The sequence below is a fragment of the Mesorhizobium sp. CNPSo 4661 genome, from assembly GCF_057784215.1.
In genome coordinates, this window is record NZ_JBWGIO010000009.1 from 182,680 (window position 1) to 195,043 (window position 12,364).

Annotated in this window: 14 protein-coding genes; 11 read left to right on the plus strand and 3 right to left on the minus strand. The window is 65.2% G+C overall.

Translation table 11 applies throughout. The features are described from left to right. Window positions 1-230 precede the first annotated feature (230 nt). The 4 genes from sppA (at window position 231) to lhpI (ending at window position 3,032) form a co-directional block, all read left to right on the plus strand. A complete protein-coding gene (sppA, locus tag AC0YKC_RS15420) occupies window positions 231-1,187 on the plus strand; it encodes a signal peptide peptidase SppA (protein ID WP_488511643.1) in 957 nt (318 codons plus the stop codon). A 75-nt stretch (window positions 1,188-1,262) separates the two neighbouring features. Next, a complete protein-coding gene (locus AC0YKC_RS15425) occupies window positions 1,263-1,547 on the plus strand; it encodes an integration host factor subunit beta (RefSeq protein WP_027165368.1) in 285 nt (94 codons plus the stop codon). Between the two features lie 115 nt (window positions 1,548-1,662). After that, complete coding sequence (locus AC0YKC_RS15430; protein ID WP_320296888.1) at window positions 1,663-1,995, plus strand: DUF1049 domain-containing protein; 333 nt, start codon at window positions 1,663-1,665, stop codon at window positions 1,993-1,995. A gap of 74 nt (window positions 1,996-2,069) precedes the next feature. Then, window positions 2,070-3,032 (plus strand): bifunctional Delta(1)-pyrroline-2-carboxylate/Delta(1)-piperideine-2-carboxylate reductase, encoded by a 963-nt coding sequence (lhpI, locus tag AC0YKC_RS15435; protein WP_488511644.1) that lies wholly within the window; start codon window positions 2,070-2,072, stop codon window positions 3,030-3,032. Window positions 3,033-3,035: 3 nt separating this feature from the next. On the opposite strand, the gene AC0YKC_RS15440 is transcribed toward lhpI, so the two are convergent. The 3 genes from AC0YKC_RS15440 to AC0YKC_RS15450 form a co-directional block, all read right to left on the minus strand. Continuing rightward, window positions 3,036-3,461: an EVE domain-containing protein gene (locus AC0YKC_RS15440; RefSeq protein ID WP_488511645.1), complete on the minus strand. Its 426-nt coding sequence runs from the start codon at window positions 3,459-3,461 to the stop codon at window positions 3,036-3,038. Next, window positions 3,458-3,838, minus strand: a complete 381-nt coding sequence (locus tag AC0YKC_RS15445) for a VOC family protein (protein WP_488511646.1) — start codon at window positions 3,836-3,838, stop codon at window positions 3,458-3,460. The genes AC0YKC_RS15440 and AC0YKC_RS15445 overlap by 4 nt, the downstream gene beginning before the upstream one ends. Before the next feature lie 71 nt (window positions 3,839-3,909). Beyond that, on the minus strand, window positions 3,910-4,620 hold the full coding sequence (locus tag AC0YKC_RS15450; protein ID WP_488511647.1) for a helix-turn-helix transcriptional regulator: 711 nt from the start codon (window positions 4,618-4,620) through the stop codon (window positions 3,910-3,912). Between the two features lie 78 nt (window positions 4,621-4,698). Between AC0YKC_RS15450 and AC0YKC_RS15455 the strand changes: the two genes are divergently transcribed. The 7 genes from AC0YKC_RS15455 to olsB all read left to right on the plus strand — a co-directional run bounded on the left by AC0YKC_RS15455 (window position 4,699) and on the right by olsB (window position 12,334). After that, on the plus strand, window positions 4,699-5,184 hold the full coding sequence (locus tag AC0YKC_RS15455) for a DUF1772 domain-containing protein (protein ID WP_488511648.1): 486 nt from the start codon (window positions 4,699-4,701) through the stop codon (window positions 5,182-5,184). 88 nt (window positions 5,185-5,272) lie between these two features. Continuing rightward, window positions 5,273-6,355 carry an RsmD family RNA methyltransferase gene (locus tag AC0YKC_RS15460; protein ID WP_488511649.1) on the plus strand — a complete coding sequence of 361 codons (1,083 nt, stop codon included), beginning with the start codon at window positions 5,273-5,275 and terminating at the stop codon, window positions 6,353-6,355. A gap of 1 nt (window position 6,356) precedes the next feature. Then, window positions 6,357-7,217, plus strand: a complete 861-nt coding sequence (locus AC0YKC_RS15465; RefSeq protein ID WP_488511650.1) for a TrmH family RNA methyltransferase — start codon at window positions 6,357-6,359, stop codon at window positions 7,215-7,217. Window positions 7,218-7,240: 23 nt separating this feature from the next. Continuing rightward, entirely contained in the window at window positions 7,241-7,729 is a 489-nt protein-coding gene (lspA, locus tag AC0YKC_RS15470) for a signal peptidase II (RefSeq protein ID WP_320296896.1), read from the plus strand. Window positions 7,730-7,782: 53 nt separating this feature from the next. After that, window positions 7,783-8,772, plus strand: a complete 990-nt coding sequence (gene acuI / locus AC0YKC_RS15475; RefSeq protein WP_488511651.1) for an acrylyl-CoA reductase (NADPH) — start codon at window positions 7,783-7,785, stop codon at window positions 8,770-8,772. A 109-nt stretch (window positions 8,773-8,881) separates the two neighbouring features. Continuing rightward, complete coding sequence (locus AC0YKC_RS15480; RefSeq protein ID WP_488511652.1) at window positions 8,882-11,161, plus strand: ATP-binding protein; 2,280 nt, start codon at window positions 8,882-8,884, stop codon at window positions 11,159-11,161. 285 nt (window positions 11,162-11,446) lie between these two features. Then, window positions 11,447-12,334: a l-ornithine N(alpha)-acyltransferase gene (gene olsB / locus AC0YKC_RS15485; protein ID WP_488511653.1), complete on the plus strand. Its 888-nt coding sequence runs from the start codon at window positions 11,447-11,449 to the stop codon at window positions 12,332-12,334. Window positions 12,335-12,364 lie beyond the last annotated feature (30 nt).

The following is a 12,364-nucleotide window of genomic DNA, read 5'->3' on the forward strand; positions in this document are numbered from 1 at the left end:
GACTGCTTGCGTTAATTTTTCGTGAGGCCGGCGTCAACACCGAAGCCCGAAGCCGGGCCTTTCTAGCCATTCCAGGAAAAGTGCGAGCGGTTTTCCGGCGGGAACTGCATCAGGACAGTGAGATCCGGCCGATCACCGTTCCGTGAAGCGGCAACCGACCCCACGAAACGGTAGCCCTGTGCCGAGGCTTGCTTTAAAAGCGTGTTTTCCCACCACCCATGAGGCTGACGATGGCAATGAGAGCCGACGACCTGATCGACCGCCGCCGCTTGCGCCGCAAGCTGACTTTCTGGCGCGTGGCTGCTTTTGTTGTCCTGGCGGCGGCAATTATCGCCTTCTCGGCCTGGGTCTATGGCGACAATTTTACCGGCCAGGCAGTCCCCCATATCGCCAAGGTCAAGATTGAAGGCACCATCACCGAGGACGAGGAACTGCTCAAAAGGCTGGAAGCGATCCGCACGTCGTCGGAGGTGAAGGGCGTCATCCTCTCGATCGATTCGCCCGGAGGCACCACGGTCGGCGGCGAGTCCACATTCGAAGCCGTGCGCAAGCTTGCCGGCGACAAGCCGGTGGTGGCCGAAGTCGGCACGCTGGCGGCATCGGCCGGCTATATGATCGCCAGCGCCGCCGACCACATCGTCGCCCGCAAGACCTCCATCGTCGGCTCGATCGGAGTGCTGATCCAGTATCCCGACGTCAGCGGTCTCATGGACAAGCTCGGCATCAAGCTGGAGGAAGTGAAATCGTCGCCACTCAAGGCTTCGCCTTCGCCCTTCAAGCCGACCAATGACGACGAGCGCGCCATGGTGCGCAAGCTGATCCTCGACAGTTACGACTGGTTCGTCGGTATCGTGGCCGACCGCCGCAAGATGACGCATGAGCAGGCGCTGGCGCTGGCCGACGGTTCGATCTTCACCGGCCGCCAGGCTTTGGCCAACCATCTGGTCGACGCGGTCGGCGGCGAGCAGGAGGCGATCGACTGGCTGGCGACGAAGGGCGTGGACGGCAAGCTCAAGGTCGTCGAGTGGAAGAACAAGGACAGGCGTGGCGGTTTCCTGTTTTCCCAGTCGATGGCAAAAATGGCGGCCAAGGCGCTCGGCCTGCCTGATGCCGGCGGCGATGTCATTCACGAACTCGGTGCCGACCGCTTGTTTCTTGACGGTCTCGTTTCGGTCTGGCACCCTTGAGGCACCGTTGGTACCTGCCAAAAAAGCAATAAAATCATCCTGATAATCGATTCCAGTGGTTTACGGGGAACGTCTATGATCAAATCCGAGCTTGTGCAGATCATTGCTGCACGCAACCCGCACCTTTTCCTGCGCGATGTCGAAAACATCGTCGGCGCGATCTTTGACGAGATCACCGATGCGCTTGCCGAGGGCAACCGGGTCGAGCTGCGCGGTTTCGGCGCCTTTTCGGTGAAGAATCGTCCCGCCCGCACCGGCCGCAACCCGCGCACCGGCGAATCCGTCGAAGTCGAGGAAAAGTGGGTGCCGTTCTTCAAGACCGGCAAGGAGTTGCGCGAGAGGCTGAACGGCGGCAAATAGGCGCCGCGCCGGCGCGTTGAAACCGCATCTTGGCGCTTAAAGCATGTCTCCCGAAAGTGGAGGCGGGTTTCGGGACAAGCATGCGCGCCTCAAGAAGCCTCTCCATGGAGATCTGATGTTCAATCGCTTCATCCTCGTCGTGGTCTTCGTGCCGCTGGCCATCATCCTGATCGCGCTCGCCGTCGCCAACCGCGGCCCCGTCGCCTTCACGCTCGACCCATTCCATCCCGGCAATCCCGCGCTGACGCTGAACCTGCCGCTTTTCATCTTCCTGTTCCTGGCCTTGGCCGTCGGCATGGTCGTCGGCAGCATGGCAACCTGGGTGAAGCAGGGGCGCTACCGCAAGCTCGCGCGCCAGCGCGGTCTGGAAGCCGAGAACCTGCGCCAGGCGGTGAGCCGCACGCCCGCGGCGCCGAACGGACCGGCGCTGCCCAAGCCGACGAACTAGAGCATGACGCCGAAAAATGCGAAGCGGCTTTCGAGTGCATCATGCTCTCTGAGTAACGCCTTACGGAGCCCCCGATGCTGACCATTTCGGCCGAAGAGGTCGACCGCGCGCTGACCTTTCCGGGCCTTGTCGAGACATTGCGCACAGCCTTCCGTGATGGCGCGGTACAGCCGGTCCGCCACCATCATGGCGTCGAGCGGCCGGATGGCGCCGCCTCGACCCTGCTTTTGATGCCGGCCTGGACCGACTTCAACGCCGCAGGCACCTCGGTGGGCGGTCATATCGGCGTCAAGATCGTCACCGTGTCGCCCGACAACAACGCCATCGGCAAGCCGGCGGTGATGGGGCTCTATCTCTTGCTCGACGGCGTAACCGGCGAGCCGCAGGCGCTGATCGACGGCCAGCGGCTGACGCAATGGCGCACGACCTGCGCCTCGGCGCTCGCCGCCTCCTATCTCGCCCGCAAGGACGCCTCGCGGCTTCTGGTGATCGGCGCCGGCGCGCTGTCGCCCTTCCTCGCCAAGGCGCATTCGGCGGTCAGGCCGATCACCTCCATCCGCATCTGGAACCGCACGCCGGCCAATGCCGAAAAGGTGGCCGCCGCCTTGCGCGCCGAAGGCCTTCCGGCGACTGCCGCAGGCGATCTCGACGCCGAGCTTGGCGAGGCCGACATCGTCGCCTCGGCGACGATCTCGAACACGCCGCTGGTCAAGGGCGCGCTGCTGAAGCCCGGCGCCCATGTCGATCTGGTCGGCGGCTTCACACCGACGATGCGCGAAAGCGATGACGACGCCATTGCCCGTGCCCGCGTCTATGTCGACACCCGCGCCGGCGCCACCAAGGAAGCCGGCGACATCGTCCAGCCGCTGGCCTCCGGCGTGCTGAAGCCGGAAGCGATCGTCGCCGACCTGCATGAGCTTGCGCGCGGCGAGAAAAAGGGCCGGCAAAGCGACAGCGAGATCACGCTGTTCAAGTCGGTCGGCGCCGCGCTCGAGGATCTCGCCGCCGGCATCGCCGTCTACAAGGCGCTCAGATAGCTGCTAAGCCAGCCTGGCCCCCATCGCATCGCCGATCAGTCCAAAATCGTGTTTGCTGATCTCGAACAGGCCAAAGCGCAACTGGTAGCCCCAGTTCGACTTGCTGGCAGTAAAATCCAGCTGATCGAGCAGCGGCTTGATCGGAACCTCCCTGGCCTCGCGCCAGTCGACATCGCGCCGCGCGGGCGTGAAACCGCCGCCCATGACGCCCTCATACACATCACCTTGCCGCACCGTGCCGATCGCCGTGAAGGATTGCAGCCCGTCTTTCTCGCCGAGCACGGTGCTCGGCGAGTAGTAGGCGATGCCGTCGCCCGGCTTGATGCGGCGCAGCGGCGCCGCCTTGCCGTGATTGACCTGCATGAAGCCGTCCTGGCGGCCGATCCGCACATGCTCGGCCGACGCAACCGCGATCCAGAAGGCGCTCATCCTTGCGCTCCCTCGAACGGCCAGTAGACGCGCAGGCGGTGATTGTCCGGATCGAGCGCGACGAAGCTACGGCCGAAATCGAGATCGGTCGGAACCCGCAGCATTTTCAGGCCACGCCCGGCCCAATCGGCATGCGTGGCATCGACCGCCGCCGCGTTCTCGACGGCAAGCACGAGCTCGCCACCCCCGCCGGTGGCGGTCGCGGCCGGTTCCACAGTGTGGCGCGACCACAGGCCGAGCTTGAAGCCCTTGTCGAGCACGAACATCACGAAGGTCGGCGAAGACTCGACCGGCTCGCGCCCAAGCAGCGAGGCATAGAACGCACCGCTCCTTTCCGGGCTGTCGACATAGAGGATGATGAAATTCGGCGTGGTCATATCTGATCTCCAAAAGTGTCTGAACCTTGGAGACCATATGCGGGCCTGCTGTCAGATTCTGGCAGCAGCGATCACCGGAGAGTGTCTTTCCTACCATTCTGGCCGGACGCAGCGAGTGTCGCCCGCCACTCTTTCAGCATCGCCTGGCGGCGGCGCGGATAGCGGATGTCGGTCGCTGCCAGGTCGGATATCCGGTCTGCGCGAAAATGCCGGAAATCCTGGCGCGTCTCGCACCACGCCACCATCACCCGCACCTTGTCGAAGAAGGCGAGCGCGAATGGCCAGACCATGCGCTTCGAGGTCGAACCGCCGGCATCGCTATAGAGGAAGCCGAGCTTGCGCTCGTCGCGGATCGCCTGCCGCACGACACCGAGGTCGATCGCTTCGACGCTTTCCGATCGCGGCCCGACAAGCAGCGTCGTGGCATCGAGGTCCTCGCGCAAATCATCCGGCAGCACCGCCGCGATCTTTGCCAACGCATCGGCCGCGGCGGCGGCCAATCTCTTGTCCGGCTGCTTCGCCACCCAGCGCGACCCGAGCACGATCGCCTCGATCTCCTCGTCGCTGAACATCAAAGGCGGCAGCATGAAGCCGGGCCTCAGCACATAGCCAAGCCCCGCCTCGCCTTCGATCGGCGCGCCCTGCCCCTGCAGCGTCGCGATGTCGCGATAGAGCGTGCGGATCGAGACGCCCATCTCGTCCGCAAGCATGCGGCCGCTCACCGGCCGGCGATGGCGGCGCAGGATCTGGACGAGGTCGAGCAGGCGGGCTGAACGGGACATGATTGGCTGACCAGTGTGCTGAACAATAGGGCGCCCAATACCACGGAACGCCTGCGTCCCGTTCCCGTTGTCTCCGCAATGGAGATGCGCGGATACCTGCTTTTCTGGTCGGTGCTGACCGCTTTCGTCGCGGCGCTCAGCCTCGGGCCATCCTTTGCCCATGTGCTGGAATCGCTGCCCAAGCTGACCAGATGGTCGCCGGCGCTGTGGCGCGAGGCGACGGTGTTCAACGGTCAGTTTGTGCTCTTTGCCGTGATCGGAGCACCGCTCGATATCGCAGCGATCCTTTGTCCGGCACTGCTGGCCTGGATGTTGCGTGGAGAGCCGTTTGCCTTCCGGTTCGTGCTCGTCGCCACATTGCTTTATGCGGTCTCGCTGGCGCTCTGGTTCGGCCTCGTCAAACCGGCCAACGATATCCTCGCGCCCTGGACGCCCGGGCCAATTCCAGAAGACTTCGAAACTGTGCGGCTGCGTTGGGAAACCGGCCACATGGCGGTGGCGGCGACGAAGGCGCTTGGCTTCATTTCACTTTGTTTCGGCCTGTTCGGCCTCCGGCATGGTTGAAGACCCCACTATTGAATGAGCCAGGCTTTGTTGCGCCGGTGGGCTTAGCTGTGGCAGAAGCGGGCCGAACCGCCGGAGATGATCCTTCTTGAAATCCTTTCGCGACAAACGCCGCGATAACCGCCCGCACCCCGCAAGGGCGGAACAGCCCCGCCCGCGTGATGCTTTCGCGGCCGGGCGCCAGCAGGCCGCGCCCGCCGAGCGCCGCGAAACCAAACCGGCGGACAGGCAAGAAGCCAAACCGGCACCGCGGGTGCTTGCGCGCCGCGAGGGCGTGTTGCCCGCCGAGCGCCTGCCATTGATCCTCGAAGTCGCGCCCAACGCCGATTACGCGCTGCTGGACAGCGGCGCCGGCGAGAAGCTCGAGCAATACGGCCCCTACCGCATCGTGCGCCCCGAAGGCCAGGCGATCTGGCAGCGGGCCCTTCCGGCGAAGGAATGGGAACGCGCCGACGCCATCTTCACCGGCGATACCGACGAGGAAGGCATCGGCCGCTGGCGCTTTCCGAAGGCGCCGCTCGGCGAGACCTGGCCGATGAAGCATGACGGCATCGACTATCTCGGCCGTTTCACCTCGTTTCGTCACGTCGGCGTCTTTCCCGAGCAGGCTTCGCATTGGGACCATATGGCGGGGCTGATCGCGGCGGCGAAGCGCCCGGTCAAGGTGCTGAACCTCTTCGGCTATACCGGTCTCGCCTCGCTGGTGGCGGCCCGCGCCGGCGCCGAGGTCACCCATGTCGATGCCTCGAAGAAGGCTATCGGCTGGGCGCGCGAGAACCAGGAAATGGCCGGCCTTGCCGACAAGCCGATCCGCTGGATCGTCGAGGACGCGGTGAAATTCGCCGAGCGCGAGGAACGCCGCGGCAGCCGCTACGACATCGTGCTGTTCGACCCGCCGGCCTATGGCCGCGGCCCCAAGGGCGAGGTCTGGCAATTGTTCGAGGACCTGCCGGGCCTCACCGACCTCTGCCGTTCGATCCTGACGCCGAAGCCGCTTGCCGTCGTCCTCACCGCCTATTCGATCCGCGCCTCCTTCTTCGCCATCCATGCGCTGATGCGCGATACCTTCGCCGGCATGGGCGGCACGGTCGAATCCGGCGAACTGATCATTCGCGAGAAATCCGCCGGCCGCGCGCTGTCGACCTCGCTGTTCTCGCGCTGGGTGGCTTGAAATGACGGCACATGACGGCGCGCGCCCTGTCGGGCAGGTCAAGGAAGTCACCAGCCTTGCCAATCCCCTGGTCAAGGACATCAAGGCGCTGACGCTCAAGAAATTCCGCGACCAGCAGAACGCGTTCATGGCCGAGGGCCTGAAGCTCGTCATCGACGCGCTGGACCTCGGCTGGTCGATCAGGACCTTGGTCTTCGCCAAGGCAGGGCGCGGCAACGCGGCCGTCGAAAAGGTCGCCGCGCGGACCGTTGCCGCCGGTGGCACGGTGCTCGAAGTTTCTGAAAAGGTGCTGGCAGCCATCACCCGCCGCGAAAACCCGCAAATGGTGGTCGGCGTCTTTGCGCAGCAGACCGTGCCGCTGAAGGATATCCGCGCCAGGGACGGCGATGTCTGGGTTGCGCTCGACCGCGTGCGCGACCCCGGCAATCTCGGCACCGTGATCCGCACCGTCGACGCCGTCGGCGCCAAAGGTGTCATCCTGGTCGGCGATACCACCGATCCGTTCTCGCTGGAGACGGTGCGCGCCACCATGGGCTCGATCTTCGCCGTGCCCGTCGCCAGGGCGACCGAGCAGGCCTTCCTCGCCTGGCGGCGCGATTTTTCCGGGCTGGTCGCTGGAACGCACCTCAAGGGCGCGGTCGACTATCGCTCCGTCGATTTCTCCAGAGGCCCGGTCTTGCTGCTGATGGGCAACGAACAGCAGGGACTGCCGGACAGCCTCGCCGAGAGCTGCGACCGGCTGCTCAGGATCCCCCAGGCAGGCCGGGCCGATTCGCTCAATCTGGCGGTCGCCACCGGCGTGATGCTGTTCGAGATCCGGCGCGGCGCGTTGAAGCTCGAGCCTGCCAACGACATCCGATGAGGGCTGCCGATGAGGACTGCTAAGTGAAATCCTGGTCCCCTTACGTCGTGCTGGTCGTCATCGCCATCGCCCTCGATCAGTGGATCAAGCAACTGGTCGAGAACGGTCTCGCCTTTCAGGAGAAAGTCGATCTCCTGCCGTTCCTGGCGCTGTTCCGCACCTATAACACCGGCATCGCCTTCTCGATGTTCGAGTCCTTCGGCGACACCGGCCTGGTGGTCATCGCCGTGCTGGTCGTGGCCTTCGTGCTCTATCTCGCCACGCGCACGCCTGCCGGCCATGTCGTCGCCCGCATCGGCTTTGCGCTGATCATCGGCGGCGCGCTCGGCAACCTCATCGACCGGGCCGTCTACGGCCACGTCATCGACTACATCCTGTTCCACACGCCCGTCTGGTCCTTCGCGGTCTTCAATCTCGCAGACGCCTTCATTTCGGTCGGCGCGGCGCTTGTCGTCTTCGACGAGCTGATCGGCTGGGGCCGTGAGGCCAAACCGCAGGATCCAGGCAATTGACCGCACGCGGTTGAAGCCGCAGACTTCCCGACAGCAGAGCCGAGGAGAGAACCATGCCCGATACCTTCAAAGCCATCCTCGTTTCGCGCGATGCGGACAAGAAGCAGTCCGTCGATGTCGTCGACCTCACCGAGGCCGACCTGATGGAAGGCGATGTCACCGTCGCCGTCGAGGCGACGACGGTGAACTACAAGGACGGGCTCGCCATCACCGGCAAAGCGCCGGTCGTGCGCCGCTGGCCGCTGGTTCCGGGCATCGATTTCGCCGGCACGGTGATCTCCTCCTCGCATGCCGACTGGCGCAAGGGCGACAAGGTGATCCTCAACGGCTGGGGTGTCGGCGAGACGCATTACGGCGCCTATGCCGGTCGCGCCCGCGTCAAGGGCGACTGGCTGGTGCCGCTGCCCGAGGGCATGAGCGCGCATGATGCGATGGCCGTCGGCACGGCGGGCTACACCGCAATGCTCTCAGTCATGGCGCTGGAGCGGCACGGCATCGTGCCGGACCGCGGCCCGGTGGTGGTGACGGGTGCTGCCGGCGGCGTCGGCTCGGTCGCCATCTCGATCCTGTCGAGCCTCGGTTACCATGTCGTCGCCTCGACCGGCCGCAACGCCGAAAGTCCCTATCTGATCGACCTCGGCGCGGCCGAGGTGATCTCGCGCGAGGAGCTCAGCCAGCCCGCGAAACCGCTCGCCAAGGAGCGCTGGGCAGGCGGTGTCGACTCGGTCGGCAGCCATACCCTGGCCAACGCGCTGTCGATGACCTCCTATGGCGGCGCCATCGCCGCTTGCGGCCTGGCCGGCGGCATGGACCTGCCGGCAAGCGTCGCGCCTTTCATCCTGCGTGGCGTCTCGCTGCTGGGCATCGATTCGGTGATGGCGCCGAAGGCGGTTCGCCTCGAGGCATGGCGCCGCATCGGCACCGATCTCGACCTGAAGAAGCTGTCGACATTGTCGCGCACGATCGGTTTCGACGGCATTGTCGCTGCCGCGCGCGACATCGTCGAAGGCAAGATCAGGGGCCGCGTCGTCGTCGATATGTAGCTGGAAATAGCGGTTTCGCCCGCGCATGCGTGGTTAAAATCCGCGCAATCGCTAAAATTCGAACGATCCGTCCCAGTCTTCCATAATCTCTGTCTGGCATGGTCCGCGCATGGTCGCGGACTCCGACATCAGACAGGACAGCAAAGCCGCGGGCGCTGACAGGCTCATCCCCGATGCGCCGAAGCGGCAGGTGCTTGTCGCGCCGCCGCTGGCGCCTGAATTGCCCATGGCGAGCCACGAAGGCTTGCCGTTCCTGACGATCGTCGCCATCGCCGTCATGGCGGGGCTGGCGCATCTTACCGGCGCGCCGCTCATCATCACCATCGGCCTCGCCGCCGCCGCGCTTGCCGGCCTTGCCATGCATCTGCGCAACCGTCGCGACGAGCGGCGCGCCGCAGCGCTTCTCGACGAGACCGCCGCCCGCAGCCGCGCCGAGATCGAAACCCTCGCCGACCGCATGTGGGAGATGCAGGAGAGCGAGGAGCGCTTCCGCGGCCTGATCGACGCGCTTGGCGACCTCGTCGTCCACCGTAATCGTGACGGCCATATCGTTTATGCCAACAGCGTCTTTGCCTCGCTTGTCGAGATCGACGCGCGCGATCTTGCCGGCAAGACCTTGGCCGAGCTTGGCATCGATGTCGGTGTCGTTCCCGACGCCGCCTTCTCCGATCATGAATGCCTGAGTTCCACCGATGTCGCGATCCGCACCCCGAACGGGCCGCGCTGGTTCTCCTGGATCGAATTGTCGGTGCGCGACAAGGACACGGGCGCGGTCTCGCACCGGGCGATCGCCCGCGACATCACCGCCCGCAAGCGCGCCGAATCCTCGCTGATCACCGCGCGCGAACGGGCCGAATATGCCAGCCAGGCCAAGTCGCGCTTCCTCGCCACCGTCAGCCACGAGATCCGCACGCCGATGAACGGCATCATGGGCATGGCGAAGCTGCTTGCCGATACCGACCTCTCGCCCGAGCAGCGCACCTATGTCGGCGCGGTCTCCACTTCGGCCAGCGCGCTGCTCGCGCTCATCGAGGACCTGCTCGACTATTCCAAGATCGAGGCGGGCCGCTTCGAGCCCGAGCCGCAGCCGACCTCGCTGCGCGAGATCGCCGACAACATCATCGAGCTTCTTGCCGCGAAGGCCTTTGCCAAGAACATCGGCCTCGGCTGCCATGTCGAGCCCGACGTGCCGCAGATGATCACCGCCGATCCCGGCCGCGTGCGCCAGGTGCTGCTCAACCTCATCGGCAATGCGGTGAAGTTCACCGACACGGGCGGCGTGCTGCTGACCGTGGCGCGCGCCCGCACCGAAACCACCGACCGCATCTGCTTCACCATCGCCGACACCGGCCCGGGCCTGCGCGAAGAGGACATGGAGCGCATCTTCGAGGAGTTCGAGCAGTCCGACGGCACCTCGACCAGGGTGCATGGCGGCGCGGGTCTCGGTCTTGCCATCTCCAAGCGCCTGGCGACGGCGATGGGCGGCACGATCTCGGTTTTGAGCCGACTCGGCGAGGGGTCCGAATTCGTCCTCGAGCTTCCGGCGGTCGCCGCGACCGAACCGCCGCCGCATCGCCACAACATCCTTGCCGACCGGCGGGCGGTGATCGTGTCGAAAAACGCCGTCGAGGCCGATGCCATCGCCCGCGCGATCAGGGCCCATGGCGGCATCGTCGAGATCGCGGCGACACCAAGCCAGGCCGCTCCCTTCGCCGCCGGCTGCAACGTGCTCTTGATCGACGCGGCGCTCGAAAACAGCGATGGCAGGCTGCTCAGGCGGCTGCGCGACGCGGGCTTCGCCGACTGTGAGGCCATCACCCTGATCGCGCCGACGGATCGCGGCATGCTCGGTGAATTCCGCGCCAGCGGCTACACCACTTTCCTCGCCAGGCCGGTGCGCGGCGAGACCCTTTTGCGGGTGCTGTTGACCAGCCATGGCTCCCCGCTCCTGCAGCCGCAGCCGAAGCCGCGCGGGGCATCCTCGGTGCGCAAGCGCGACCAGGGCCTGTCGGTGCTGATCGCGGAAGACAATGACATCAACGCCATGCTCGCCCGCGCCACGCTCCTCAAGGCCGGGCATCGCGTCAGGATCGTCGGCAACGGCAAGGCCGCGGTCGAGGCCGTTACCGATGCCGGCCTCAAGTTTCGCTTCGATGTGGTGCTGATGGACCTGCACATGCCTGTCATGGACGGGCTGGACGCGATCGCCGCCATCCGTCGCCATGAAGAGTCGCTCGCCATGCCGCCGATCCCGATCATGGTGCTTTCGGCCGACAGCCAGGAAAAGACCCGGCATGCCGTGCTCGCCCACGGCGCCAGCGGTTTCGTGACCAAGCCGCTCGACCCGGACGCACTCGTCCAGGCGGTCGAGGGCCAGGTTGCGGCTTAAAGCATGTCTCCCGAAAGTGGGCCCGGTTTCGGGGCAAAGACATGCTTAAATCAAAAACTCAAAGCAGGTCGCGTGAATCCTTTTTCACGCGACCTGCTTTAAGGAAATTTTTGACCGTTGAACGCCTTGGCTTGCCTGCCTTTCGCGGTCACAAGATAGCCGGTTGAGGGTATTGCCCAGCCGACAAAGTATTGCCCGCCACGTCGTATCACGGTACTGTCACAATCCTGTTGCACCTACACCGTATCCCCGTGCCAAGAGGGATGGCTCGAAGGAGAATCACTCGTGCATACAGTCGTGCCTGAATGTGACACTCGGCCGAATGCCGGCGGCGCCCTGCTCGCCGCCCGTACCGTCGACGCCGTCGCAAACGGTGCTCCGCTGGGCCGTGTCGGCAATCTCGAAGTGCGGCTCGCCCGCAACGAGGCCGAGATCGCCGCCGCCCAGGAGGTCCGCTATCGGGTATTCTACGACGAGCTTGGCGCGAGGAAGGACCTGTTCCAGGCGCAGGACCGGCGCGACGCCGACCGTTTCGACCCGCTCTGCGATCACCTTCTTGTGTTCGACACGTCCCTTCCCGGCCCTGAACATCGTCGCATCGTCGGCACCTACCGCTTGCTGCGGCAGGAGATCGCCACGGCCGCCGGAGGCTTCTATTCCGAGGGTGAGTTCGAATTGACCAAGCTTGTCGCGCGGCACCCCGGCCAGCGCTTCCTCGAGCTCGGCCGCTCCTGCGTTCTCAAGGAATATCGCTCCAAGCGCACCATCGAGGCGCTGTGGCAAGGCATCTGGGCCTACATCAATCACTACAATATCGGCGTGATGACCGGCTGCGCCTCCTTCCACGGCATCGTGCCGGCAGCGCATGCCGAGGCGCTGACCTACCTCGCCCATCATTGCCGCACCGACTCCGCCTGGGATGTCCGCGCGGTTCCGGGACGCTACTGCTCCATGGACCTGATGCCGATCGAGGCGGTGAACACCAAGGCGGCGATCGCTGCCATGCCGCCGCTGGTCAAGGGCTATCTGCGCGTCGGCGCCCGCATCGGCGACGGTTGCGTCATCGACCACGAATTCTCGACCGTCGACGTCTTCGTCGTCATGCCCGTCAAGGAGATCGGCGCCCGCTACGTCAACTACTATGGCGGCGAAGGCCAGCGCTTCGCCGCTTAGCGAATAGCGAATAGCGAATAGAACGCTATC